This window comes from Paenibacillus sp. CB74, assembly GCF_055687625.1.
Genome location: NZ_CM146009.1, coordinates 2627155 through 2652710, shown reverse-complemented (window position 1 = coordinate 2652710; position 25556 = coordinate 2627155). Strand labels below are relative to the sequence as shown.

Sequence of the window (25556 nt, the reverse complement as noted above, 5' to 3'; positions counted from 1 at the left end):
ATGCCGGGAAGATGGGAACTCTTTGTCAGAGATATGAAGCGGGATAAACATCTTTATATTCTTTTATCGCCATATATGCTGTTATTTCTGCTATTCACCGTGTTTCCAGTCATCATTTCGATCTTTTTCAGTTTTACCAACTTCAACATGCTGGAGTTTCCGCAATGGGTCGGCTGGGAGAACTATTCCAAGCTGCTCTGGAATGATGATGTGTTCTTGATAGGTCTCAAAAATACGATTATTTTCTCAGTGGTTACTGGCCCGATCAGCTACATAGCCTGCTTTGTATTTGCGTGGCTCATCAATGAGCTGAATCCGAAGGTAAGAGCGTTTATGACACTAATATTTTTTGCGCCTTCGATTTCGGGCAATGTGTTTTTTATTTGGCAGATTATTTTCTCCGGGGACTCCTACGGCATTATGAACGGTTTTCTAATGAAAACGGGCATTCTGTATGAGCCGATCCTGTGGCTTCAGGATCCGAAATATATGCTTGCCATTATCATACTTGTGCAGCTATGGCTTAGTCTGGGAACGAGCTTCCTTGCATTTATTGCCGGTCTGCAAACGGTGGATCGTACGTTATATGAAGCGGGAGCCATCGATGGGGTGCAGAATCGCTGGCAGGAGCTGTGGTATATTACGCTTCCTTCGATGCGCCCTCAGCTTATGTTTGGCGCCGTTATTCAGATTACTGCATCTCTGGCGGTTGCCGAAGTGGCCACTGCACTCGCCGGTTTCCCGAGTGTGCAGTATGGGGCACATACGATTGTTACGCACTTAATGGATTACGGAACGATTCGTTTTGAAATGGGTTATGCATCGGCCATCGCAACGGTGCTGTTTGGTCTGATGCTGGGCTCCAACCTGCTTGTTCAAAAGCTTTTGAAGAGAGTGGGGGAATAGCCGATGAAGATAGCCCTGCTTATGAAACGAAAAATCAATCGATCCTGGCAGGTCGATATTCTGCTGTTCCTGTTGCTTGGCGGATTTGGCGCATTTATGGCGGTTCCGCTCATCTATGTCATCAATAATGCCTTTAAACCGTTGGATGAACTGTTCATTTTCCCGCCAACCTTGTTTGTACGGAACCCGACGTTTGAAAACTTCTCCGATCTGTTTCAGGTCATGAAAAATTCATGGGTTCCCTTTTCGAGATACATTTTCAACACCGTATTTATTACAGCAGCGGGTACGTTTGGCCATATAATCCTGGCTTCGGCAGCGGCATATCCGCTGGCGAAACACAAGTTTCGCGGTCATAAAGTTTTGTTCACCGTTATTGTGCTGTCGCTGATGTTCTCGCCACATGTAACAGCGATCCCGAACTATATGATTATGTCAACTCTCGGATGGCTCGACTCTTACCAAGCGATCATTATTCCGGCCTTTGCTTATCCGCTTGGCTTGTATCTGATGAAACAGTTTATGGAGCAGATTCCGGATGCGCTGCTGGAGGCGGCAAAAATGGATGGCGCAAGCGAGTATCGGATTTTCTTCCAGGTGGTTATGCCGCTCGTCAAACCGGCCTGGCTTACACTGCTCATTCTGATGATGCAGATGTTGTGGGGTACGGACGGTGGAAGCTTTATCTACAGTGAACAGCTTAAAACGATGCATTACGCCATGGGACAGATTGTGCAAGGCGGAATTGCCCGAGCAGGAGTAGGGGCTGCTGTAGCTGTCATCATGATGACGGTGCCGATTGTTACATTTGTATTGTCACAGAGCAATGTCATTCAAACGATGGCATCATCCGGCATGAAGGATTAAGGGAGAGGGTGTTAGAGATGAGAGTGAAATCATGGCTGATCGTTCTGGCAGCTTCCCTGCTGATTGCCGGACTCGGAACTAACCAGGCTCATGCGGCACCGTATGAGGGATATACCTATAACTACTGGGGGAATGCAGTAAAGTCACCGATTGCTTTTCTCCCTTCCAGAGTCATTACAGGTGAGGAGGCCGGAACTGGGACGTGGCAGTCTCCCCTGGATATATATGCTGCGAAGGATGGCCTGCTCTACGTGCTGGATTCAGGAAATGCGCGAATCGTTGTGTTAAACGATAAATGGGAGACGGTACGAGTCATTCAGCAGTTCGAGCATGGAGGCAAACAGGATAGCTTCCTGAATCCAGAAGGGCTTTTTGTTACGGAGGCGGGCCAAATCTACGTAGCGGATACCGAAAACAAACGAATTGTGGAGCTGAATCAGGACGGTACATTTGTGCGTGCCATCGGTGCACCGGAATCGGATGTGCTCAGCGAGACGTTTGAATATTTCCCGCGAAAAGTCATTGTGGACAAAGCCGGGCGAATCTATGTGGTTGGCCGGGGTGTCTACGAAGGCTTGATTGAGTTTGATAGTGACGGGCGTTTTACCGGATTCATGGGTACAAACCGTGTGCAGTTTGATCCGGTCGATCTATTCTGGAAAACGGTATCCACCAAGGAGCAACGGGAGAAAATGATTCGTTTTATTCCGCTGGAATTCAACAACGCCGATGTGGATGATGGCGGTTTTATCTACACAACAACAGCGGATAAAAATACAACGTCTGCGGTCAAAAGGCTGAATCCATCCGGAATCGATGTGCTCCGGGTTAACGGAGAATTTGCGCCGGTTGGGGACTTGAGCATGAATCGTTCCTCTTTCATTGATATCAAAGTGTCGAGCAATGGGGTCTACCGTGCACTGGACTCCACGCGTGGGCGTGTGTTCACGTATAACGAAGACGGCAATTTGCTGTATGTCATTGGTCAACTGGGCAATCAGGTAGGCACGTTCAAAAATCCGGTGGCGGTTGAAAGCCACGGTGATGCCATCTATGTGCTGGATCGTGACCTGGGCCGGATCACCGAGTTCAAGGCTACCACCTTCGGAAGCCTGGTGAACGAGGCGAACCGTCTATACAGTTCGGGGAAACATACAGAAGCCGCTAAGCTCTGGGAGGAAGTATTACGTCTGGATGCCAACTATGAAATGGCCTATATTGGGATCGGCAAGTCGATGCTGCGGGAAGGAAAATACAAGGAAGCGATGACGTATCTGAAGCTCGGTAATGATCGGGAGTATTACTCCAAGGCACTCGCGAAGTATCGCAGGGAATATATGCGAGAATATTTCGGCATGTATATGACAATAGCCATCGGATTGCTGATCGGAGTAATCGCATGGCGCCGCATCACTAGAGCAAAAAATGAGAGGAGGATCGGAGATGTCGCTAATTAAGGAACTCAGGTATTCTCTGCATGTCGCGGTACGCCCTTTTGACGGATACTGGGATTTGAAATATGAAAATAAAGGCAGGCTGCGTGTGGCACTCCTGGTACTGTTTGCAGTCACCGTAACGATGATTGTAAAACGTCAGTACGCGGGGTATGTCGTGAATGACAATTATCCGCTTTCGCTGAACAGTATCAATGAGTTCAAGTATATCGTGCTTCCTTTTTTGCTCTGGTGTATTGCCAATTGGTCGCTGACCACGCTGATGGATGGGGAGGGCAAGTTCAAAGATATTCTGATTGCGACCGGATATGCGATGCTTCCGCTTATTCTGGTCAACATTCCGAATATTTTGCTGAGTAATGTCATTACGCTGCGTGAATCCTCCTTTTATTATTTGCTGGATTCGTTCGGTATGCTCTGGTTTGTGTGGCTGCTGTTTATCGGAACGAAGACGGTACATCAATACTCTGTGTTCAAAACCATTAGTACGATGCTGCTCACACTCGTCGTGATGGGCGTCGTTATATTTCTGGGCCTGCTTTTCTTTAGCTTGATCCAGCAGATCATCAGTTTTGGCTACACCCTCTATCAAGAGATCACGCTGCGCGAATAGAAGAGGAAGGAGGTGCCGGAGATGAAAAGAAGACGTACCGCTATCGTAGCGGTCATGCTCATAAGCAGTCTGTTAATCACACAAAGTGTGAATTACGCGGAGGGCGAAAGACCAGCGACTTCGGAGCAACAAACCACTTCAGAGCAGCAACAAACGGCAGATTCTCAACGTGCTGGAACTGATACACCTGAAAGTACAGATCAGGCAAAGAGCAGCGCATCAGACGTGGCAGCTACGCCAAATGCTCCAGATGCAAAGGCTGCGAACAAGTCCAACCCTAGCGAGATGACGGTCCCTGAGGGCATGGAAATGGTTGCTGAGAACGAGCAGATGATTCTGTATTTGCACCCGGAGACGACTGAAATTGCAGTCAAGGATAAGCAGAACGGGGCAATATGGTTTTCCAATCCGCAGGATCGCGAGCAGGACGCCATTGCGACGGGGTATAACAAGTCTCAGTTGAATGTGCAGTTTGAGCTGACGTATTACGATAATACGGGCAATGCGCTGAAATACGATAATTTTACACATAGTGTACAGAGTGGTCAGTTTGAGATTGAAAAAGTAGAGCAAGGACTCAACATCGTATATACGCTTGGCGAAGTCAAAAGTGATCTCGAAGCGATCCCCAAATATATTAGCGAGGAGCGCTTTAACACATTGATTCTCGCTAAGCTGGAGGAGAAGGACCAGAAGGAGATTGAGAAGCGCTTTCGTCATGATGAGCAGAACAAACGTTTTGAGAGACGGGACTCCTCTCTGAAGGGCGTGGGCTTGTCAAAGGTCACCCGGATTTTTGAATCCATCGGCTACGATGAGGCTCAGATTGCGATCGACAAAGCCGCTTACGGGCAGGAAGAGAGCGGGAGTGCCAATGTAGTTGTTCCCGTTCACTATCGGCTCGAAGATGCACACTTGAGGGTATCCATACCAGAGAATGGCATTGAATATCCGGAAGCGATGAAAATTCAATCCTTGTCCTTGCTGCCTTTTTTCGGAGCCAGCGGGCCTAAGGAAGAAGGCTACAGCCTGGTGCCTGACGGGTCGGGTTCCTTGATTTATTTTAATAACAAAAAGACGTATGCATCACCTTACAGTACAGCGCTGTATGGAAGCGATCATGCCATCAACCAGCTCACACAGATTCAGAAGGAGCAAAAGGCGAGAATGCCCGTATTTGGTATGAGTTACGGAGACAAAGGATATCTCGCTGTCATTGATAAAGGGGATGCTGTTGCATCCGTGGAGGCGGATATTAGCGGCAGATTGAATCAGTACAACACCGTGTATCCAAGCTTTGCGCTGAGCAGTATGGAGGAAGTTACCCTTACGAATGGCTGGCGTTCCAGCACAGTCAAACGGTTTCAGGCGCAGCCTTTTCACAACGAAATAGCTGTCGTTTATGATTTCCTGGATTCCGAAGATGCGAGTTATTCGGGAATGGCTTCCAAATATCGGGATTATCTCATCGGGCAAAAGAAACTCACACGTCTGGCGGATGATACCACACTGCCTTTCTACGTGGAACTGATCGGTGGCATTCCCAAGAAAAAGTTTTTTCTCGGGATCCCGTACAATGCCTACGAGCCGCTGACCACATTTGAAGAGGCACAGGAGATTGTAAAAGAGATGCAAGATCTAGGTGTGCAGGATATTCAGCTGCAATACACCGGATGGTTCAACGGAGGGGTGCATCACGATCTGCCCAAATCCATCCAGGTTGACAAGAAACTTGGAGGTGCAAAGGGTTTGCAAAGCCTTCAGGCGTACATGCAAGAAAATGGCTTTGGTTTATACCCGGATGTATCGTTTCTGGAGGTGTTCCCGGAGGCTGACGCTTTCAAGAAATCGTACGCATCACGTCAAATTACGGGCAAACTTGCGCAAGTTTTTCCGTATCGCATGTCCACGTTTATGCGGGATGAAGAGTCTCCTCCGGGCTATGTTATTACTCCCGAGGCCTTACCTGGCATTGTAAACGGATTTATGCAGGACTATGCACCGCTCGGGCTCAATGCCATTTCTCTTCGCGATTTGGGCGATCAGCTTAATTCCGATTACAACCGGGCCAACGTGATCAACCGTGAGCAAGCCAAGCAGGTTGTTGTGCAGCAGCTTGAGCAGGTGAAGGGTTCCTCAGATGTATCCCTTCTCCTGGAAGGAGGCAATGTGTACGCAAGTCCCTATGCCAGACATATTGTGGATACACCGATGAGCAGCAGTGGCTTTAATATCACGGACGAGACGGTTCCCTTTTTCCAGCTGGTCTATCACGGCTACATTCAATACACAGGCCAAGCATGGAATATGGCAGAGGATCAGGATTCTCTCAAGCAGATGCTGCGAGCGATTGAAACCGGCTCAGCGCCGTATTATACGTGGTTCCACGCTGATCCGTCCGCGATCAAGCTGACGGGCTTCGACGAGTTATATTCGGCCGATTATCGACGCTGGATTCAGGAGTCGGCTAAGCGGTATGCCGAGCTGAACGAGGTGCTGCATGACGTGCAGAATCAATCCATTGTTAAACATGAAAAGCTGAGGAATGGTGTCTATCAGACCACTTTTGAAAAAGGAAAAACGGTCATTGTGAATTACAACGATGCTGCTGTGAAGGTGAACGGTGTAAGTGTGGCAGCGAAGAGTTACCAGGTAGGAGGTGACACACCGGAATGAAAATCAAAAAATTATCATTGGAGCAAAAAAACAGATATTACGGTTTGTACTTCATCCTGCCTTGGTTCCTCGGTTTCCTGTTTCTGTTCATGGTGCCGCTGATCTCGTCGTTCCGTTACAGTCTGAGCAATCTGCAGGTGTCTAATGAAGGTTTCAGTCTGGAGTATATTGGTCTGGGCAATTTCCGTGAGGCATTATTCTCACATGAATCCTATGTACGCATGTTGACGGAATCGGTGCTGGATATCGTGGTAAATACACCGTTAATCATCATTTTCAGCCTGTTCTTTGCCGTTATTCTGAATCAGAAGTTCCATGGCAGGGTGCTGGCAAGAGCAATCTTTTTTCTGCCCGTGATTCTGGCTTCGGGCATTATTGCAAGCATCGAAAACGGCGATCTGATGCAGTCTGTCGTACGTAATGCAAACGATATGACTGGCGGTGGTCTATCCGTCATGAAAAATCTGGATCTCACCATTATGCTGCTGGAGTCCGGTATGAGTCCGATTCTTGTTGAATATTTGACAGGTGCAGTAAGCCGGATATACGAAATCGTCAGCCAGTCTGGTGTCCAGATTCTGATCTTCCTTGCTGGCTTGCAGTCGATCTCACCTTCATTGTATGAAGCCGCCAAGATCGAAGGATCAACGGGATATGAAGCCTTCTGGAAAATTACATTTCCCATGCTAAGCCCTCTGATTCTCACGAATCTGGTCTATACCATTGTGGACAGCTTTATCCGTGATCAGACGAGCCGACTTGTGGTGGATACGGCCTTCAAGAGCTTTAATTTTGGACTCAGTGCGGCGATGTCCTGGATCTATTTTGCCGTCATTGCACTGATTCTGTGGGTAACCACCGCAATTGTATCCCGCAAGGTCTTTTATCAGAATTAGCAATGCTGGAAAAAAGGAAAAGGAGGTCTGACATGAAGACAGAAACCGCAACAGGGCAGCCGTCTGTGAAAAAGGAATGGCTACAGCGCTTGGGCTCCGCGGCGTACTGGTTTGAAGCGATCAAAAAGTGGGCATGGATTCTGGTCCGGTTTGTTCTGATCTTTGGCATATCATTTGTCATTCTCTATCCCATTTTATTGAAGATATCCATATCATTCAAAAGCATGTCCGATTTGTACGACCCGATGGTGATCTGGATTCCGCGAACCTTTACGCTAGAGAACTTCAAGCTAGTCTTTACAGCTATGAATTACCCTAGCGTGCTGATGAATACCTTGTGGTTATCGTCAGCGGTGATGCTGCTGCAGACAATAACCTGTGTCCTGGCTGGCTACGGGTTTGCACGAATCAGATTTAAAGGCAGCGGGTTGTTGTTTGCTGCGGTGATTTTTACCATTCTGGTACCGACACAGACGATTATGATCCCGCTGTATCTGAATTTCAAAAACTTTGATGTGATGGGGCTGATTGAGCTGTTTCGAGGCAGTCCTGCCAATCTGATCAATACGTACTGGCCGTTCCTGATCTCGGCTGCCCTGGGTATGGGTGTCAAGACCGGACTGTATGTGTACATTTTCCGCCAATTTTTCAGAGGCATTCCACGGGAGATCGAAGAGGCAGCTTATGTGGATGGAGCAGGATACTTTAGAACGTTTGGCCGAATTATCCTGCCAAATGCGATCCCATCCATGGTTACCGTCATGCTTTTTTCGTTTGTATGGCAGTGGAACGATTCATTTTTCACAAATATGTATCTGAACGAACCTAAGGTGATGTCGTCGATGATGTCATCGTCCGGGTTCACCATTGCAACCTATTTGACGGGTGGCGGTCAGGCTGCTGCCTCATATACGCAAGATCCGTTTTTCATGTCGATGATGATGAACACGAGTGTGCTGATGGCGATTCTACCGCTAATTATTATTTATCTGTTCGTTCAGCGTCATTTCGTAGAGAGTGTGGAACGTTCTGGTCTTGTAGGATAACGGGGAAGTGGGGGCTGCCCGGCTAAACGGGCAGTCTGCTATTGGTATTGTTGGCAATACAGTTGGCTGTACAGGTCAGGAAGAGGGGAAGAAGAATGCAGATCAATACAAGAGAAACACAAACGAAACTGGATAAGAGGGTAACGATTGACGGGGAGATACGTTATCAGGGTATAGACAACTTCGGGGCTTCGGATGCGTGGTCGATGGAGCCGCTCGGGAAGTATTGGAGTGAAGAGAACAAAGCCCGGGTAGCCGATCTTTTATTTTCCAGAGAACAAGGAATCGGATTATCTGCATGGCGTTTCAACATTGGTGCAGGCTCGGCGGAAACAGATCAAGATCGGATTCCCGACCCGTGGAGACGAGCGGAAGCTTTCAAAACGTCGGAGGACGGTGAATATGATTGGAGCAAGCAATCAGGTCAACAGTGGTTTCTTGAGGCCGCTCGTGATCGGGGAGTGGAGACACTTATCGCTTTTGTGAACAGTCCTCCGGTATGGATGACCAAGAATGGTCATGCTCAGCCTGATCCTGGAGTTGGTTCGACCAACCTGAGAACAGGGTATGAAGGCAAATTTGCAGCCTATCTTATGGATGTATTAACGCATTTCGAGCAGAAAGGATTTCTTTTTAATTATATCAGTCCGATCAACGAGCCGACCTGGGACTGGAATCAGGCTTGGCAGGAGGGCAATCGCTACAATAACGATGATCTAAAACAAGTCATTCTCGAATTATATCGTCAGCTACAGCAGAGCGATCTGCACACGCGAATCAGCGCACCGGACGGTGTGGAGATCACTTCACTGCTGGATGATGAATATTATCGCCAGTTTGCGGGCAGCGGAACTTATTCCAGCGGTGCTAATCAGCTCGGCACGGGCAAGTACCGGGAATACATAAAAGACCTGATTGGCGATCCTCAGATGAAGGAAGCGGTGGGCAATAAAATCGCTTCGCATTCCTATTGGTCTGATTACAGTAATCCCGGAGATGATCGTCTGGTGAGACTCAGGCAGCTGCTTCATCACAACCTGAACCATTATGATCCAGACAGCAAATATTGGGTTACTGAATACTGCATACTCGGAGACTACGGACCTGGACGTGATTTAGGCATTGAACCCGCTCTGCATGTAGCGAGAACAATTCATTTTGATCTAGTTGAGGCTCATGCTGCGGCCTGGCAGTGGTGGACGGCTGTCTCCAAGGTGGATTATAAGGATGGGCTGATCTATACGGATTATAGTGAAGCTGGCGATGAGCAAAATATTCTGACCTCGAAAATGCTGTGGGTACTCGGCAACTACAGCAGATTTATTCGGCCTGGAGCGAAGCGAATTGAACTCACCGGGCTTGGAGAGGAAGCCGACAGCGGACTACTCGGTTCTGCCTATATTCATGAGGAAGAGCAAACGGTAACGGCTGTTTTTGTAAACCATGGTCAATATGACAAGTGCATTCAAGTGAGTCTTCAGGAACTCGGCTTAAATGGTCCAATTACCACAATGAAGTCTTATGTGACCAGTGCTGAACTGGATTTAGCCTGTCAGGAGACGGTTATAGCCGGAGAAGAGATGCAGTCATTTATCCTTACCATTCCAGGAAAATCAGTTGTGACCTTTATGGGAGGTGTGGAGTAAACAGCGAAAAAATAAATAGTGAGGTTTCACTCAATATCGCCCATGATATAATGAGGTTTGATACATGCAGAAATGTGTTATTAAGCTAAATTCTGTCATGGGCTTTTTTTACAGCCTGCAAATGCACGATAAGAGGAGAAAAAAATGAATATTCGCACGGTCGCGTTGGCCATTTTTACATGTAATGAGGATCAGATCCTTGTGCAAGCTTTTCAATCCCCAGGAAGTTCAACCACGTTCTATCGTCCTATGGGTGGTACAGTTGAATTCGGAGAAAACAGTCAGTACACATTAATGCGAGAAATAAGAGAAGAGTTGCATCAAGAGATTGAACTTCCACAGCTGATTGCTGTAATCGAGAATATTTTTCAGGTAGAAGAGACGGGGCATGAAATTGATTTTATCTATGAAGCAAAATTCAAGAACACTGACATGTACAGTAAGATAGAGCTTCAAGGCATAGAAGGAAAGGAATCCTACCGAGCCGTGTGGAAGTCCATTGGCGATTTTAATGAAGGAAAAGAGGACATCAAGCTGGTACCAGATGGATTATTGGCTCTATTAACCGGGAAAAACAAAGACGCTCAGTCCATAATTCATATCAGGACATGGTAGCATTCAATATGTATTGTAACCAAATCTCTTCATCTGAAAAAAGAGGGGAATCGTTTAGTCAATGTATATCGGGAGAATGACAATAGAAATCGGAGGATACGACATGGAAAATAAGGAAACATTTAATCTTGTAGTTCAAGAATATGATCGATATAGACCCGTCTATCCAAGTGAAATGTTTGAAGATATTTTTACATATTTACAGATTAACAAAGAAGATCCCGTTCTGGAGATTGGGTGCGGAACAGGACAGGCGACCAGTGGATTGGTGAGCAAGGAATATACCAATATCACGTGTATTGAATTAGGCAGTAATCTGGCTCAGTTCACCGCAGACAAATTCAAGTCCTATCCCTCGATTCAAGTGATCAACACTCCTTTTGAGGACTGGGATGACGAAGGAGAGCGCTATTCCTTAATCGTGTCGGGAACCGCCTTTCATTTTATCAGACCGGAAATCGGTTACCGTCGGGCTTGGGAGCTGTTAGAGGATCGAGGTGGCATCGGCCTTTTTTGGACGATTCATGTTCCGAACTTTAAACCGCTACATACTGAAATTCGTTCCCACGGCTGAGGATGTGCGGCGTTTACTTCTGGAACGTATCAAACACTCCATTGATGCTGCAGGTGGAACGATAGAAAAACAACATAAGGTTGCTCTTTATCTAGGGAAGAAAAAGGTCTAAGGATATTTGTGTCTAGGGATATATCTTTATCATTCCATTGCAAACAGGAGGAATAAAATATGAGTGACTTGCGTTCAACATATAATATTCAAACGGCGGTGTTAAGTTTTCAAGAGGAGTTGGAGCGGTTAAGGGTTCAGGCGGTCATGGGGTGGAGCAAAGAGTTCCGCAATCTGGAATGGTATGGTTTGAAAAACGGGATGTGTGTATTGGAGGTCGGGAGCGGACCAGGGTACATTACAGAGCAGCTATTGAACAGTCTGCCTGACAGCGAGCTTACCTCGCTTGAGATTGATCGTTCACTGCAAGCACAAGCCAAAGAACGGCTGAAAGACATCCCTTCCATGCGGTTAAAATTTGTGGAATCGTCTATATACGGAATGGATCTGCCGGATGACTCTTTTGATTTTGTCGTGGCAAGACTGATCTTTCTTCATTTGAACAATCCTAACGAAGCCGCACAAGAGATATATCGTGTACTGAAGCCTGGCGGCCGCCTTGCCATTATTGATGTAGATGATGGTGTTTTTGGTGCAGTGAATCCTGATGTCCCTGCATTGCATACGGTATTAATGAAAATTTCGGACTATGTGGCACAACACGGCGGTAATCGTTTAATTGGCAGAAGCCTGCCACGTCTCCTTTCTGAGAGCGGATACATCGATGTTGACATTGACTCTGTGCTTCAACATAGTGATCTGTTAGGCATAGAAGGGTTTAAGCAGCAGTTTAATCTTAATCGTTTTGTACATTTTGCTGAAAAAGGTGTGATCAGTTCGGAGGAGTTTGCCCAACTGCAACAAGCCTCTGATGCGATAAATCATTCGCCGGAAGCCTATGCCATGATGAATTTCATTACAGCTTGCGGCACGAAGCCTCTGTAAGAGCTGTGTACGTTCGAAATAAGGTTTACCTGCTCGGTGCACTAGTACTGTCTATGACAGAATAAGCTTCCTAAGAGACGGAGGATGGGAATGAATATCGTTCAAGCTTTCCAGGAGTTTGTAGTTCAAGATGATCATCAAGGCATGATTGATTTGCTTAAAGAATATGAACAATCCAGCAAGTTGTCTGTCAATGAACGAGGCTGGGTCTACTGGAATATTTCTGATGGTTATGCATTGTTAAGAAAGTCGGAACTGCTTTTTGCGAATCACCGGGAATTCTTCGAATGGGGGAAAGAAAACCTCGCCCCCGAGCAATTACACTGGATCGTTTCGGATTCGACACAAGCGTTATCATTGTCCTTGGGAAACTATTTTGATCATTGGATCGATTGGTACCATTATGCTTGTGATCATGCACCCAAGCTGGATACCAACCGAGGTGTTCGATTCGAGAGCCATCGGGCTTTGGGTGGTTCGCTTTGGGTTTTGGAGAGGTACAGTGAAATGGACAGTGTGCTTGAAAATATGAACAAGCTCATACAAGAAGATGAGACATGGTCCAATACTCTTTTTGCCCGAATTACATACAACAAACAACGTTTGGCCTATCTGTATCATTCCAGTGAAGATAGAGAAGTAAACCTGCTTCTGAATGAAACGATGAATTTGATAAACAAGATCGATTGGTCAGTATTAGATCAGATAAAAACTGAAGAAGCTGTAGGTAGCTGGGCACAATTGAATTCACCCAATAACTCACAGAGAGCTATTCACATTGCGATGAACAATCTGGCATGTATTTTGACAGATATTGAAAAGGCAGAGAAAAGTGTGGAGTTATTTAGACGGTTGCAGGACAGTGGATATGCTTTGAATGGGTATGCGTTTTCTAAATATGTCTGTTCGGTCTGGAAGTTAGAGGGGGTTGAAGCTGTGAGGGAGGCGTTGGCTGCCAATAAATCTTTTGAAATCGCTGAACTGATTAAACATACCCCTGTACTATCAGAGATCAACGATTAGGTTTGAGTTTGTATAAAACAGGACTGCACTTCGAGGAATAAGAAAGAAGGAATATGTGAAGTGAACCATGACATCTTATTAAACAGATTTCCAAATGTGAACATTGTTAAACTAACCGGTGGTTATACCAATACGACCCTTTTACTTGAGGGAACTGATCCGCAGATGATTGCTAAAATCTATCATGTAGATAATGCCGATGCACGGACAGAAATAAACGCGTTAACGTTGTTAAATCATTCTGGTATGACTCCTCGAATACATGATTGCTTTGAAAAAGAAAACAGGCAGTTTGTTATGATGGATTACGTTCCAGGTATAAACGCGCAGATGCTGCTGGATCAAAATGGACGTGACCAGGGCAGGGGAATTTATGAGCAGCTTGGTATATATCTCGCCAGAGATGTGCACTCCATCAAACGAGTTGATTGGGAAGCAGAGCTGCCAGTCATAACGAAATCCGCTATTGATGTGGAGGATCTTGAGTTTGTACCCTCTGGAATCAAAAGCATGGTAAAAGAAGTGTTGGACATTTCGGAACATGGGGAGCAAACTCTGATTCACGGAGATTACGGACCGCATAATGTGATGTTATCCAACGATTCAATGTTCATTTTGGACTGGGAGTGGGCAGGATGGGGCAATCCTTTGTTGGATATCGCATGGGTGGTATGGTTTGTGCATCTTCATTATCCTCACATGGCTAAGGAGCTGTCAGAAGTCTTCTTAAGTGCATATACAGAACGTACCAATATTGAAGTAACAAGCGATCTAATTCGGGCATATTCCACATCAAAAGTAATACAGGTTATGAACCGAATCAAGAATGCTCATCCAGATGTACATAGGGAATGGCTGCGCAGATTAGAATGGACACTGCAAGCGAGCTTTGGCAAGGCTTAATCGGCAAAATTCGTTTAAACGCTTAAATATGTGAAAGGAGTGATGTGATATGAGAAACAATACGAATCTGAGTAGAAGAAACGGAGTTGCCAGAGGTGTTTTTGTCTAGCACAGAGGAATCAAGGAAGCGTTCCGAGGGATTCCTCTGTGTAATTTTCACGAGGAGGAATTTCAAACTATGATTCATTTAAAACGTGTCTCGGTAGATATTTGGTATCCATGTACCCAACTGAATGTAACGGAAGAACAGAAAAAAAGTTTCCCCGCGCCGGTTGTATATTGGATTGCTGAATCCAAGGTAGTTGAAGACTTTCAACCCATGGCCATCTATTTTGATTCGGAATTAGTTGGATTTGCGGTGTACTCAGATCGGCCGGATCATGAGGATAACTATTGGCTTCTTGCTCTAATGATAGATACCAAATATCAGGGCAGAGGTTATGGAAGAGAAGCCCTTAGGAAGTTGATTGATCTAATGCAAGAATCGCTGAAATGCAAACGCATCATGATTGGACACAGGCCGGAAAATGATATTGCCGGAAAGCTGTATGAATCATTTGGTTTCCACCGAGTAAGTGAAGGTCTGATTGGTGGCGAAGTTGTTCGTCTTCTAAGATGCAGGTAGTGCCAAAATACATGCGATTCGGATTGTAGAGGAGGTAGCTTGTCTTTGAAGCATTTACAGAGTATTTTCTCATTACTCTTTATCATGTTAGGCATTGTGATTATTACAATCTCGAAAATTATTGAAGAGGTAATTCCGAAGCTAGGGTATGCAGCATTCCAGTCAGCAGCAGCGGGTAGTTATACTCCGAGTGATTATCAAGTGAATTTTGAACTGAATTATTGGATAGGTGCGATATGCATTTTGGGTGGAGTTATCTGTATAGTAGCTAGAATGAATTGGGTTCAGAACTCCATACGTGAAATGAATGCAAGAAACAAAGAGTTTGATGAAACTCATCATTAGGATGACACAAGAGAACTGAAATAAGTTATGATATGACATAAAAAAAGAAAGGGCAGATCAACATGATTACATTCCAATACTTTGAACCGGAAGATTTTGATCAACTAATCGAATGGAGTGGAGATGAAGCGTTTCTGCTCCAGTGGGCTGGCCCGCAGTTCAATTATCCACTTTCCAAGGAACAGCTAGCAGATTATTTGCATGGTGCGAATGATAAGAACACTTCGAATAAGTTCATTTATAAAGTGATGGATGAAACGACTCAGGAGATTGTGGGCCATATTGCTCTTGGCGGTATCGATCGATATAACCGTTCAGGACGTATCGGTAAGGTGCTTCTTGGCAAGCCCTATCAGGGTAAAGGCTATGGAAAGCAAATGATCGATGAGGCACTTCGAATTGGATTTGAAGAGGAGAAGTTACACCGGATCAGTCTGGGTGTATTTGATTATAATGTCTCAGCCATCCGATGTTATGAAAAAGCGGGCTTTGTACGAGAAGGACTTATTCGTGATGCGAGAAGACATGAAGATACCTTCTGGAATCTGATCGAGATGAGCATATTAGAGGACGAATGGAAGAAATAGCTTCTCAAAAGGACTCATCGTTCTTGAGAGGAGGTTTACCCACCCGTCATGCTGAACATACTGAAAAAGTTAACTTTTTGGTTTGTTATTTTCTCGCTAACCGTATGTTTCATTAATCTATCAGGGAACGATGATAAGAATATTCTGATTTATCTAACGAATCCTATAAATCCGTTGCTGAATGACTGGTTGACCAAAATAAATACAAATCCAGAGACGACTTCATTTTTCAGGCCATTAATATACTTATTCCATTTGATTTTTTGGGGAGGAGCGGGGTTTATCCTCGATCGGGTCATTATGAAGCTTAAGCGTAATAGGTAGATATGAACAACTCTCAGACAGAGGTCATCTTTCTTGAGGAACACTTGATGAACGGATGTAATAACTACGTGTACGAAAATTTAAATGGGGGATGTTCGCTTGTCATCTGAATGACAGGCAGACATCCCCTTAATTATTTACTTCCTTCCTGATTGATTACAATGATCCCCGTATCAATAAATTCCTGCACGGGCAAACCGTCGCTTGCGAGTAACAAGGTCTCCATCATTTTGGCACCCCAGACTCCCTCATTCTGTGAAATAACGGCAGACAATTGACCGTTGAGCAACCCGTTTTCACTGGTCGGGCTGTCTCCGAACGCGATCAAATGCCGGTTAAGGCCTTTCGCTTTCCAGATCAGGGTAGAGGCAGAGACGGAAACAAAATCGAGTCCGATAATCGCATTGAAGTGAGGGTGAGCTTGAATCATGTTCTCCATATCGGACATGGCGCGATCTTCATTCCCTTGATGATAGCGAACCTCCAAGATTTCGATGTCTGTTTCACTGCGGATGTAGTCGATGAATCCATTAAGTCGCTGCTGCAAACCTTGCATCTCCTCCAAACCATTCTCGACAAGAATCATGCCTTGATTATACAGAAGGTCTGTAGTCGTCATCGCGAACTGCTGGCCAGTGCGATAGTTATCAGCGCCCACATAAGCGATTCGATGACTGGATGGGACATCTGACTCGAATGTAATGACAGGAATACCGGCAGCTTGAGCCGCATCAATTACGGGTGTAAGTGCAGCAGCATCCACAGGAGATATAGCTATTCCGTCCACATGCTGTTTGATCATATTCTCCATGATACGGATCTGTTGTTCAGTATTGGCTTCATCAGGTGCGTTTACAATTAATGTGATATTGTGTTTGCCTGCATACTCCGTTGCATCCTTCGTGATCATCTCATAGGTTGGATAGGTCATTGGATAAATAATACCGAAAGTTTTACTCGCGGCAGATTTCTCGACAGGTGAAGTTGCAGGAAGTGATGCGGCCATTTGCTGTGGGCGAATGTGTGCCGAACCGGATGAAATGATCATCGGGAACAGCAGTATGAGTGTAAGTAAAAGTGCAAATTTAATTTTACTCATACATCGGCTCTTTTCTCATATCTGATGGTCTGGCCTGCGATTCCTCGGTCCCTTGCGTTCGGTATTCTCTTGGTGTAAAACCTGTTGTTTTCTTGAATATATTAGAAAAATAGTGAGAATCGTTGTAACCGACTTTGTAAGCAATCTCAAAGGTTTTGTTGCTGGTCGTTTTCAGCAGCTCTTTGGCTTTACCGATTCGAATCCGGGTTAGATACTCCGTTATCGTTTGACCCGTTTCCTGACTGAAAATCTTGCTTAGATGACTTGGACTGATTCTGACGTGTGCAGAGATCATCTTCAGCGAGACTTGTTCGTTACTGTATTCCCGGGATACATAGGCTTTTACCTGATCGATGACATCACTGTATTTTCCGGAGCAGGCTGCCCTTCTCTGCCATAACAGGTTAAGCAGGGAACATAGATATTGGGTGCAATCCTCCCAGCACGTAATTTTCCGGATCGTCTGCTGCAGGGAAGTGATGTTCTCATCCGAATGGTCACTCATGCGGAACAGCTGATTCGCAAGCCGAAACGACTCGAGCGTAAGATCATTCAACAGATAGAAGCCATACGATGAGGACTTCCAGTCGAAGGACTGTAATGGAGCGGCAAACTCCTGCACAAAAGGGCCACGCAGATTGGGGCTACCGATTTTGAGAAATTCAAGAAACGAATTCCTGTCGAGAAATAGAGTCGTTTGCTCATCCAGGTTAATTTCAGTTAGAGTAGCTCTGTTCTGAAGGGTAAGCCGGGTAATATATTTATCCTCCTCCGCTTCCAGATACGAGACATGAATGCCTTGCAGCCGCTCTTGTTGACTGCCAATACCCAGAATAATATTACATTTGAACATATGCTCCAGCTCCATACGAACCCGCCCACGAAGCTGCTCCAGATATGCGGATATGTTCTCAGCGTCATTATACTTGAGCAGAAGCACGATCTCCGTCCGGCTTCGAATATAAGGAAGAAGTTCTACGTGGGGATCACGAGTTTCCTCCAGTACGGGAATCAGCTTCTTCATCATGGATTCCGAATCCGGGGAATCCTCTGTTAATCGAACGTCGATAATGACAATGGTGTAATACCTGGCTGAGAGAGGAAGTGCGAGTTGTTTGGCTGATTCAATCGCATCGGTTGTACCGATGAGTCCCCCACACAGATCGGCTAGCAGTTTTTCTTTGGTGATCGTTCGGCTTGTCATGCGCTGTTGTTCTTCATCCATTTGTTTGCTGACCTTATGAAGCATCTGGATTAGCTCTGCTGCGCTAATGGGCTTTAGACAGTACTCAGTTACACCGAGTCGGATGGCCTCCTGGGCATAGCTGAATTCATCATGACCGCTCATGATAATGATTTTGATATCAGGTTGCTGATTGCGAACGATGGAGGTCAGTTCCAGTCCGTTCATAAATGGCATTTTAATATCCGTAATCAGAATATCCGGTGCCCATTCATGAATTAAAGGTAATGCAAGCTCGCCGTCGGGTGCATCCCCGCAATAGCGAAAACCTTCCTTTTCCCAATCAATGCAGCTCCGTATATTCTCCCGAATCCCAATTTCGTCATCCACAATCATGACCTTTTTCAACGGTTAACCTCCTTGCTTTTGGGGATACGAATCATAAATGTGCTTCCTTCCATATACGTACTGTCCATTTCAACGCCATAAGATGGTCCGAAATAGAGCCGAATCCGGTGATGTACATTGAGCAGACCGAATCCGCCTTCCTGCTCGTCATCTTGGGGGGAACGAGAACCTGCAGGTTTCTCCAGCTCTTCACGTAATTGAGCCAATCGATCCGCAGACATGCCGATTCCGTTGTCTTGTACGGTGAGAATGATGCTATTTTCCTCAATATATCCGTGGATGGATATACGCCCTTGACCACGTTTGTTTTTGATCCCATGGTAGAGCGCGTTTTCAACTAGGGGCTGCAAGGTCATTTTCAGAATGGGATAATCCTGAAGCTCACGGTCAACGCTGATCTCGTAGGTGAGAATATCGTGATACCTCATCTGTTGAATGACCAAGTAACTCCGCGCATGCTCAAGCTCGGTTTGAATGGATACCCAGTCGAATCCTTTGTTCAGACTCAAACGAAAGAACTTCGAGAGGGCCTGCACAAGTTTGATTACATTTTCTTTTTTCTCAGCTTCAGCCATCCATAGAATGGATTCTAACGTGTTATAGAGAAAGTGAGGGTTGATCTGAGCTTGCAGTGTACGTAGTTCAGCTATTTTCACCTGTTCATTCTCTCGAATACTCTTTTCGATTAATGTTTTGAGCTTATCCAGCATCACATTGAAGCTTTTGCCCAGATCAGCAATTTCGTCTGAGCCGTGTGGTGTGACTTTGGCCTCCAAGTAACCGTTTGCAGCTTTACGCATCTTGTTCATCAGAATCCGGATGGGAAGAATCAGTCGATTATTCAGGAAAAAATATAATGATATTGCAAAGAAGGCACTTAACAAAACCGTGATGATGATCAATTGGCGAATGCTATTGGCCTCTGCAATGATTTCCTGATAAGGGGCTACCCCGATCATTTTCCATCCGGTCTGTTTGGAGGTGCTGTATACAACGAATTGCGGCTTGGATCCTGCGGACAGGATAAAGCTGTCATGTTGCAAATGTAAGGGGATTGATCGGATCTGATCCATCATGCTTATGGATGCCGGGGTGGCATCCGGTCTGAAAAGAGTATTTCCGTGTTGATCACTGATGTAGAAAAAACCTGAATCCTTAATGGGGGTGCTCGTCAAAAAATCATCAATAAACGAATCGTTCAAATCAATTAAGATAAATCCGATGACCTCATGCGTGATTCGTTCCTTGACGGTAGTTATAATTGAAAGCGCATTCTGTTTAGGGTAAGCAAATCCATCCAGCCTGTTATATTCGGCATGGGTTGCAGAATGAGGGATGCGTAGAATGGCATCCGGATACTGTATCAGATACTTGAAGTACGGGTTACGTAGCGGATTCCGTTCCAGCTTGAACACGCCTTTTCGTTCACTTATGCCTTTTCCATAGAAATTCACAAATGAGATATTAAGTACCTTGTCATACTTGTAAGTTTCCCGATATAGATTGTAGGTCTGAAGGATGGCTTTGGCTTCCGGGTAGGACTCCGATTGAGAATAAAGGTATTGAAGCACTTGTGGATTCTTGCCCAGTTCGAGCAACCGTTCCGTATCCTCAAACAAGATATCAATGTTCCTGGCAAGCTGGTCGGCGACCAATTGTGTCGAGGCCTTGTTATGATTGGATACGACCGTATAGGATTTGTGGTAAGAAATCAATCCAACCACGATCAGTGGTACTGAACTGAGGATGATAAACATGCTGAGTAATTTAAGCCTTAGGCTTGAAGCAATCCACTGAATGAGTTTCAACGTATTCCACTCCATCTGAAGGGATCGAAAATGTACCATTAGTATAACATGATTTTTAGATATTTAAGAGAATCGCTAAATACTACACCATTAAACAAAGAAATTACACATTTTGGATCTCCGTTTTTTAAATTGCTAAATTATTACATTAAAAAAACAAGATACTCCATATAAGCTTGAAATGAAAGCGTTCTATAATGTGATCACACCACAAGGTGAAATGAAAAAGGGAGGATCACAACATGCGAACCAAAAAAAAGTGGGGACTTGCCATAACATTGGCTATGATGATGCTGGTCAGCACGGCATGCAGCAGTACCAATGGAGGAGCAGGCTCCGATAATGAAACTTCAACAAATGGCAATGGGGGTACACCTGCCAGCGCCAAAACAATTACGCTCGGTTTTTCGCAGGTTGGTGCGGAGAGTGGCTGGCGTTCGGCGAATACCAAGTCGATTCAGGAGTCAGCCAAAGAAGCAGGCTATGATTTGAAGTTTTCGGATGCGCAGCAGAAGCAGGAAAATCAGATTAAAGCCTTGCGATCCTTCATCCAGCAGAAGGTGACGGTGATAGCTTTTTCTCCTGTTGTGGAATCCGGTTGGGATACCGTATTGAAGGAAGCGAAGGATGCAGGCATTCCCGTAATTTTGACGGACCGTGCTGTGGATTCCCCGGATAAAACCCTCTACAAAACCTTTATTGGCTCCGACTTCGTAGAAGAAGGACGCAAAGCAGGTCAGTGGCTTAATGACCAATATAAGGACACACAAGACGAGATCAATATCGTAGAATTGCAGGGCACAACTGGCTCCGCACCAGCGAATGACCGTCAAGAGGGCTTTATGGAATTGATTGCTTCCAATCCAAAGCTTAAAGTGATCGCTTCACAATCGGGAGACTTTACACGTGCCAAAGGCAAAGAAGTCATGCAGGCTTTCCTCAAAGCACATAAAAAAATCGATGTTCTCTACGCACATAATGACGATATGGCACTTGGTGCAATTCAGGCCATTGAAGCGGCAGGACTGAAACCAGGCGTAGATATCACCATTATCTCGGTTGATGCCGTGAAAGATGGGATGCAGGCTGCTGCTGATGGCAAAATCAACTTTATCGTGGAATGTAATCCGTTGTTAGGACCTCAATTAATGGAAGCGGTTCAAGCGGTAGTGGACGGGAAAGACATCGAACCCCGAATCGTGACAGATGAGACAACGTTCACATCGGAGCAAGCCAAAGAAGCATTGCCAACACGCGAATACTAAACGCAGATTCGTATAACACCGAAAAGTCATTTTTCGACCAGGCTGTCGCTAAATGACTTTTTTCCATAACAAAGGAGAGGGTTATATGGCCGAGCAAGCACCCATTTTGCAAATGACAGGTATCACCAAACAATTTCCCGGCGTTAAAGCGCTATCCAGCGTCAGCTTTCGTTTGTTTCCGGGCGAGATTCATGCCTTGATGGGTGAGAACGGAGCGGGAAAGTCGACACTTATTAAAGTTCTGACTGGCGTTTATTCCATTGATGAGGGAACGGTAACGATGGGTCATCGCGAACTTTCCATTTCCGGTCCGCTCGAAGCACAGAAGGCGGGAATCAGTACCGTTTACCAGGAGGTTAATCTCTGCCCGAACTTAACAGTTGCTGAGAATATTTTTATCGGGCGGGAGCCGATGCGATTTGGCAAAATCAATTGGAAGCAAATGAACCAAGATGCGGAGAACCTGCTGCGAGACAGATTACATCTGTCCATCGATGTTAAGGCACCTTTACAGAATTACTCAGTCGCGATTCAACAACTGATTGCGATTGCAAGAGCACTCAGCATCTCAGCCAAAGTGCTCATACTGGATGAGCCTACATCCAGTTTGGACAAAAACGAAGTTCAGCAACTGTTTCGAATTATGCACAAATTAAAGAGTGAAGGTCTCGCCATTCTTTTTGTTACTCATTTTCTAGATCAGGTATACGAAATGTCGGATCGTCTAACGGTGCTCCGTAATGGGGAATTGGAAGGAGAGTACATAGCCGCAGAACTTCCACGCATGGAACTAGTGCTCAAGATGATCGGCAAGGAGCTTGAAGTGTTAGAGGAGCTTCCGAAGGAAACGGATGCTGCCCAGGCGGAGTCGGGCGAACTGTTAATTACCGCCAAGGGGCTTGGACGGAAAGGCGCAATTGAGCCGTTCGATCTGGATATCCGTAAGGGAGAAGTCCTGGGCTTGGCTGGATTATTGGGGTCTGGTCGGACCGAGATCGCTCGCCTCTTCTTTGGTGCAGATCGATCGGACGATGGCAAGCTGCTTGTTGTGGATACAGGAAGCATGGTCAAATCGCCACGTCATGCGATTGATCAGAATATTGCCTTTTGCTCGGAGAACCGTAAAACCGAAGGCATCATCGATGATTTGACCATCCGGGAGAACATTATTCTGGCTTTACAGGCGACACGCGGCTGGTCTAAACCGATCTCACGCAAGAAGCAGGATGAGATTGCCGAAAAGTACATCAACCTGTTAAATATCCATCCCAAAAATCCGGAGCATTTAATTAAAAATCTGAGCGGCGGTAATCAGCAAAAGGTGTTGCTTGCCCGGTGGCTGCTGATGAACCCGGATCTGTTGATTCTCGATGAACCTACGCGTGGCATTGATATTGGTGCAAAGACTGAAATACAGAAGCTGGTGCTCTCTCTGTCGAAGCAGGGCATGGCCGTGCTGTTCATTTCTTCTGAGTTGGAAGAAGTGATTCGTGTCAGCCAACGGATTGCCGTACTTCGGGACCGTAAAAAAGTGAAAGAACTCAGCGGGGAACAGATCCATCAGCAGCAAATTATGAAAGCAATGGCAGGAGGTTAAAGAGATGGCGGGCAAGATGCGTAAACATCATTTGTTTTGGCCGTTATGTATGCTTGGTTTACTTTTAATCTTTAATTTGCTGTACTCTCCGGATTTCTTCTCCCTTGTCATGCGTGAAGGAAATCTGTATGGCAGCTTGATTGATATTCTCAACTTTGGAGCGCCTTTGATTCTGGTATCCATCGGCATGACACTGGTCATCGCGACCGGAGGCATCGATTTGTCCGTGGGCTCCATTGTCGCGATCTCCGGTGCCGTGGCTTGTATGAGCATCAGCAGAGGAGTAGACCAGAGTTCCTTGGGGCTTGTATTGGGTGCGCTTGGATTATCGATAGGTCTCTCCCTGATCTTGGGTGTATGGAACGGGGCGCTTGTTTCGGTTGCCCGAATTCAGCCCATTATTGCGACGCTTATTCTAATGGTGGCCGGACGTGGGATTGCACAATTGATTACGAGTGGACAGATTATCACGGTATCCAATGCCAACTACGCCTATATCGGAGCCGGTTCGCTTGCAGCATTGCCTTTTTCCATCTTCATCGTATTAACTGTCCTGATTGTGGCCACTCTGTTGACGAGAAAAACGGCACTGGGACTGTTTATCGAATCGGTCGGAAGTAACGCGAGCGCGAGCCGACTGGCAGGTATTCGTTCCAAAACGGTTATTCTCACAGTTTATGTCTTCTGTGGTCTGTGTGCCGGTATTGCCGGGCTTATTCTAAGCTCGAATGTATCCAGTGCGGATGGAAATAACGCGGGTCTGTGGTATGAACTCGATGCCATTCTTGCGGTAGTCATCGGGGGTACTTCGCTCAATGGAGGACGTTTCTATCTCATGGGTACCGTCGTTGGAGCGTTGATTATTCAAACCTTAACAACAACGATCTATATGATTGGCGTTCCGCCAGAAGTTACGTTGGTTGTTAAAGCTTTTGTTGTATTAGCCGTATGTTTGATTCAATCTGATTCATTCCGCAATTCCATGGTGATCCGTTGGAAAAAACGGAAATATCCAGCCGAACAGGGGGTTAACCGCCATGTTTCTTAATCGTAAGTATCTCCCGGCCTTTGTCACTTTCGGCTTGCTGGCCGTGATGTTTGCCATAGGGTCTTTCAGGTACACGGGATTCTTCTCCACACAGGTGCTACTTAATCTTCTCATTGATAACGCATTTCTGATTATCACGGCAATTGGCATGACCTTTGTCATTGTATCGGGGGGAATCGACTTGTCGGTTGGTTCAGTCATAGCGCTGACAACCATTATTAGCGCAAGTCTGGTGGAGAAGCAGGGCTGGTCACCTGCCATTGTTATACCGTTGGTGCTTGTGATGGGTGCATTGTTTGGCACAGTTATGGGGGCGATCATCCACTATTTTAAAATTCAGCCCTTCATTGTGACGCTGGCCGGCATGTTTTTGGCGCGGGGGCTGTGTTATGTCATCAGTCTCGACACCATTACGATTACGAATCCATTTTATACACAGGTAGCACAGGCGAAAATTTCCCTGCCAGGGGGCAGCTTTGTCTCCATTAATGTGATTATTGCTCTGATCATTCTACTGCTTGCGATCTACCTGGCACATTATACCCGGTTCGGGCGCAACGTTTATGCCCTTGGTGGAAGTGAACAATCTGCGCTGCTCATGGGATTGCCGGTTGCACGTACCAAAATCCTGGTGTACACGTTCAGCGGTTTGTGCTCCGCGCTTGCCGGTGTCGTCTTCACCTTCTATATGTTATCGGGTTATGGATTACACGCCATGGGTCTTGAACTCGATACCATCGCGGCTGTTGTCATCGGAGGTACCTTGTTAACAGGTGGTGTGGGGTACGTGGCGGGAACCTTTATTGGTGTATTGATCCAGGGAGCTATCCAAACTATAATTAGCTTCGAAGGCACGCTCAGCTCGTGGTGGACCAAGATTGTGATTGGCCTAATGCTGTTTGTTTTTATTTTGTTCCAACGGCTGCTTAGCGGGCGGCGAGTATCCTCGAAATCACTGCATTAAGTGGATCGAATGAAATGATATGATATTGGACGCAAATACCGAACAATGAAATGACCATATGTGCCCTGCATCGGTGGCTGCGGAAACT

At 45.8% G+C, this 25556-nt stretch carries 23 protein-coding genes; 20 read left to right on the top strand and 3 right to left on the bottom strand.

Going from position 1 to position 25556, the window contains the following annotated elements:
• The 16 genes from ACX9NY_RS11600 (at position 1) to ACX9NY_RS11525 (ending at position 15772) form a co-directional block, all read left to right on the top strand.
• Positions 1–906 carry a carbohydrate ABC transporter permease gene (locus ACX9NY_RS11600; protein WP_472479276.1) on the top strand — a complete coding sequence of 302 codons (906 nt, stop codon included), beginning with the start codon at positions 1–3 and terminating at the stop codon, positions 904–906.
• 3 nt (positions 907–909) lie between these two features.
• Positions 910–1773, top strand: coding sequence for a carbohydrate ABC transporter permease (locus ACX9NY_RS11595; protein ID WP_339241806.1), 864 nt, complete (start codon positions 910–912; stop codon positions 1771–1773).
• A gap of 17 nt (positions 1774–1790) precedes the next feature.
• The gene (locus ACX9NY_RS11590; protein WP_472478648.1) at positions 1791–3230 is read left to right on the top strand and encodes a gluconolactonase; all 1440 of its coding nucleotides are present in this window, start codon (positions 1791–1793) and stop codon (positions 3228–3230) included.
• Positions 3217–3840, top strand: a complete 624-nt coding sequence (locus tag ACX9NY_RS11585) for a Yip1 family protein (RefSeq protein WP_339241810.1) — start codon at positions 3217–3219, stop codon at positions 3838–3840. The genes ACX9NY_RS11590 and ACX9NY_RS11585 overlap by 14 nt, the downstream gene beginning before the upstream one ends.
• 21 nt (positions 3841–3861) lie before the next feature.
• Complete coding sequence (locus tag ACX9NY_RS11580; RefSeq protein WP_472478647.1) at positions 3862–6516, top strand: DUF5696 domain-containing protein; 2655 nt, start codon at positions 3862–3864, stop codon at positions 6514–6516.
• Entirely contained in the window at positions 6513–7412 is a 900-nt protein-coding gene (locus tag ACX9NY_RS11575; protein ID WP_339241813.1) for a carbohydrate ABC transporter permease, read from the top strand. Before ACX9NY_RS11580 ends, ACX9NY_RS11575 begins: the two co-directional genes overlap by 4 nt.
• Positions 7413–7444: 32 nt before the next feature.
• Positions 7445–8458, top strand: coding sequence for a carbohydrate ABC transporter permease (locus ACX9NY_RS11570; protein ID WP_339241815.1), 1014 nt, complete (start codon positions 7445–7447; stop codon positions 8456–8458).
• 95 nt (positions 8459–8553) lie between these two features.
• Positions 8554–10104 carry a glycoside hydrolase gene (locus ACX9NY_RS11565; RefSeq protein ID WP_472478646.1) on the top strand — a complete coding sequence of 517 codons (1551 nt, stop codon included), beginning with the start codon at positions 8554–8556 and terminating at the stop codon, positions 10102–10104.
• A 144-nt stretch (positions 10105–10248) separates the two neighbouring features.
• Positions 10249–10719, top strand: a complete 471-nt coding sequence (locus ACX9NY_RS11560; RefSeq protein ID WP_472478645.1) for an NUDIX hydrolase — start codon at positions 10249–10251, stop codon at positions 10717–10719.
• A gap of 103 nt (positions 10720–10822) precedes the next feature.
• Complete coding sequence (locus tag ACX9NY_RS11555) at positions 10823–11293, top strand: class I SAM-dependent methyltransferase (RefSeq protein ID WP_472478644.1); 471 nt, start codon at positions 10823–10825, stop codon at positions 11291–11293.
• Between the two features lie 171 nt (positions 11294–11464).
• The gene (locus ACX9NY_RS11550; protein ID WP_472478643.1) at positions 11465–12289 is read left to right on the top strand and encodes a methyltransferase domain-containing protein; all 825 of its coding nucleotides are present in this window, start codon (positions 11465–11467) and stop codon (positions 12287–12289) included.
• 90 nt (positions 12290–12379) lie between these two features.
• Positions 12380–13312 (top strand): hypothetical protein, encoded by a 933-nt coding sequence (locus ACX9NY_RS11545; RefSeq protein WP_472478642.1) that lies wholly within the window; start codon positions 12380–12382, stop codon positions 13310–13312.
• Positions 13313–13372: 60 nt separating this feature from the next.
• The gene (locus ACX9NY_RS11540; protein ID WP_472478641.1) at positions 13373–14215 is read left to right on the top strand and encodes a phosphotransferase family protein; all 843 of its coding nucleotides are present in this window, start codon (positions 13373–13375) and stop codon (positions 14213–14215) included.
• A 178-nt stretch (positions 14216–14393) separates the two neighbouring features.
• Positions 14394–14840 (top strand): GNAT family N-acetyltransferase, encoded by a 447-nt coding sequence (locus ACX9NY_RS11535; protein ID WP_472478640.1) that lies wholly within the window; start codon positions 14394–14396, stop codon positions 14838–14840.
• Positions 14841–14885: 45 nt separating this feature from the next.
• A complete protein-coding gene (locus ACX9NY_RS11530) occupies positions 14886–15185 on the top strand; it encodes a hypothetical protein (protein WP_339241830.1) in 300 nt (99 codons plus the stop codon).
• A gap of 62 nt (positions 15186–15247) precedes the next feature.
• Positions 15248–15772 carry a GNAT family N-acetyltransferase gene (locus ACX9NY_RS11525; protein ID WP_472478639.1) on the top strand — a complete coding sequence of 175 codons (525 nt, stop codon included), beginning with the start codon at positions 15248–15250 and terminating at the stop codon, positions 15770–15772.
• A gap of 457 nt (positions 15773–16229) precedes the next feature.
• On the opposite strand, the gene ACX9NY_RS11520 is transcribed toward ACX9NY_RS11525, so the two are convergent.
• The 3 genes from ACX9NY_RS11520 to ACX9NY_RS11510 are packed head-to-tail and all read right to left on the bottom strand — an operon-like array spanning position 16230 to position 20594.
• The gene (locus ACX9NY_RS11520; protein ID WP_472478638.1) at positions 16230–17195 is read right to left on the bottom strand and encodes a sugar ABC transporter substrate-binding protein; all 966 of its coding nucleotides are present in this window, start codon (positions 17193–17195) and stop codon (positions 16230–16232) included.
• Positions 17188–18786 carry a response regulator gene (locus ACX9NY_RS11515; protein WP_472478637.1) on the bottom strand — a complete coding sequence of 533 codons (1599 nt, stop codon included), beginning with the start codon at positions 18784–18786 and terminating at the stop codon, positions 17188–17190. Before ACX9NY_RS11515 ends, ACX9NY_RS11520 begins: the two co-directional genes overlap by 8 nt.
• On the bottom strand, positions 18783–20594 hold the full coding sequence (locus tag ACX9NY_RS11510) for a cache domain-containing sensor histidine kinase (protein ID WP_472478636.1): 1812 nt from the start codon (positions 20592–20594) through the stop codon (positions 18783–18785). The genes ACX9NY_RS11515 and ACX9NY_RS11510 overlap by 4 nt, the downstream gene beginning before the upstream one ends.
• 242 nt (positions 20595–20836) lie before the next feature.
• Here ACX9NY_RS11510 and ACX9NY_RS11505 point away from each other — a divergent pair, with 242 nt between their 5' ends.
• The 4 genes from ACX9NY_RS11505 (at position 20837) to yjfF (ending at position 25468) form a co-directional block, all read left to right on the top strand.
• Positions 20837–21859, top strand: a complete 1023-nt coding sequence (locus ACX9NY_RS11505; protein ID WP_472478635.1) for an ABC transporter substrate-binding protein — start codon at positions 20837–20839, stop codon at positions 21857–21859.
• 85 nt (positions 21860–21944) lie between these two features.
• A complete protein-coding gene (locus ACX9NY_RS11500) occupies positions 21945–23456 on the top strand; it encodes a sugar ABC transporter ATP-binding protein (protein WP_472478634.1) in 1512 nt (503 codons plus the stop codon).
• 4 nt (positions 23457–23460) lie between these two features.
• On the top strand, positions 23461–24504 hold the full coding sequence (locus ACX9NY_RS11495; RefSeq protein ID WP_472478633.1) for an ABC transporter permease: 1044 nt from the start codon (positions 23461–23463) through the stop codon (positions 24502–24504).
• A complete protein-coding gene (gene yjfF / locus ACX9NY_RS11490) occupies positions 24494–25468 on the top strand; it encodes a galactofuranose ABC transporter, permease protein YjfF (protein ID WP_472478632.1) in 975 nt (324 codons plus the stop codon). The genes ACX9NY_RS11495 and yjfF overlap by 11 nt, the downstream gene beginning before the upstream one ends.
• Positions 25469–25556: the final 88 nt, after the last annotated feature.

Bases quoted from the DNA above. Each gene is read 5' to 3' on its own strand.
- ACX9NY_RS11595 (WP_339241806.1), top strand. From the start codon at position 910: ATGAAGATAGCCCTGCTTATGAAACGAAAAATCAATCGATCCTGGCAG.
- ACX9NY_RS11565 (WP_472478646.1), top strand. From the start codon at position 8,554: ATGCAGATCAATACAAGAGAAACACAAACGAAACTGGATAAGAGGGTA.
- ACX9NY_RS11505 (WP_472478635.1), top strand. From the start codon at position 20,837: ATGCGAACCAAAAAAAAGTGGGGACTTGCCATAACATTGGCTATGATG.
- ACX9NY_RS11535 (WP_472478640.1), top strand. From the start codon at position 14,394: ATGATTCATTTAAAACGTGTCTCGGTAGATATTTGGTATCCATGTACC.
- ACX9NY_RS11550 (WP_472478643.1), top strand. From the start codon at position 11,465: ATGAGTGACTTGCGTTCAACATATAATATTCAAACGGCGGTGTTAAGT.
- ACX9NY_RS11585 (WP_339241810.1), top strand. From the start codon at position 3,217: ATGTCGCTAATTAAGGAACTCAGGTATTCTCTGCATGTCGCGGTACGC.
- ACX9NY_RS11590 (WP_472478648.1), top strand. From the start codon at position 1,791: ATGAGAGTGAAATCATGGCTGATCGTTCTGGCAGCTTCCCTGCTGATT.
- ACX9NY_RS11560 (WP_472478645.1), top strand. From the start codon at position 10,249: ATGAATATTCGCACGGTCGCGTTGGCCATTTTTACATGTAATGAGGAT.
- ACX9NY_RS11500 (WP_472478634.1), top strand. From the start codon at position 21,945: ATGGCCGAGCAAGCACCCATTTTGCAAATGACAGGTATCACCAAACAA.
- ACX9NY_RS11600 (WP_472479276.1), top strand. From the start codon at position 1: ATGCCGGGAAGATGGGAACTCTTTGTCAGAGATATGAAGCGGGATAAA.
- ACX9NY_RS11570 (WP_339241815.1), top strand. From the start codon at position 7,445: ATGAAGACAGAAACCGCAACAGGGCAGCCGTCTGTGAAAAAGGAATGG.
- ACX9NY_RS11555 (WP_472478644.1), top strand. From the start codon at position 10,823: ATGGAAAATAAGGAAACATTTAATCTTGTAGTTCAAGAATATGATCGA.
- yjfF (WP_472478632.1), top strand. From the start codon at position 24,494: ATGTTTCTTAATCGTAAGTATCTCCCGGCCTTTGTCACTTTCGGCTTG.
- ACX9NY_RS11575 (WP_339241813.1), top strand. From the start codon at position 6,513: ATGAAAATCAAAAAATTATCATTGGAGCAAAAAAACAGATATTACGGT.
- ACX9NY_RS11525 (WP_472478639.1), top strand. From the start codon at position 15,248: ATGATTACATTCCAATACTTTGAACCGGAAGATTTTGATCAACTAATC.
- ACX9NY_RS11495 (WP_472478633.1), top strand. From the start codon at position 23,461: ATGGCGGGCAAGATGCGTAAACATCATTTGTTTTGGCCGTTATGTATG.
- ACX9NY_RS11580 (WP_472478647.1), top strand. From the start codon at position 3,862: ATGAAAAGAAGACGTACCGCTATCGTAGCGGTCATGCTCATAAGCAGT.
- ACX9NY_RS11520 (WP_472478638.1), bottom strand. From the start codon at position 17,195: ATGAGTAAAATTAAATTTGCACTTTTACTTACACTCATACTGCTGTTC.
- ACX9NY_RS11545 (WP_472478642.1), top strand. From the start codon at position 12,380: ATGAATATCGTTCAAGCTTTCCAGGAGTTTGTAGTTCAAGATGATCAT.